Origin of the sequence: Colwellia marinimaniae (assembly GCF_002207865.1) — a bacterium.
GTDB lineage: Bacteria > Pseudomonadota > Gammaproteobacteria > Enterobacterales > Alteromonadaceae > Colwellia > Colwellia marinimaniae.
The window spans coordinates 1-250 of record NZ_BDQM01000404.1; the positions used below are offsets into that span (position 1 = coordinate 1).

Here is a 250-nt window from a genome sequence, read left to right on the forward strand (position 1 = left end):
CGTTAGCATAGACGTTGATACACGCTTAGTTGATGAATCGAATGCTTCTGTAATCGATTCAAATAAGTTACCAACACCCGTACCGTGCAATGCTGAGATGAAATGGATACGTGCAAAGTCAATGAAACCTAAGCGACGATCTAATTCAGATTTAATGCGATCTTTCACGCCAGCATCTAAACCATCCCATTTATTGATGGCAATCACAATCGAACGGCCTGAGTTAATCGCAAAACCTAATAACGTGAGA

Annotated in this window: 1 pseudogene; it reads right to left on the bottom strand. The window is 40.8% G+C overall.

Going from position 1 to position 250, the window contains the following annotated elements:
- Nucleotides 1-250, bottom strand: a pseudogene (locus tag MTCD1_RS19835) (ribosome biogenesis GTPase Der); the annotation flags it as partial.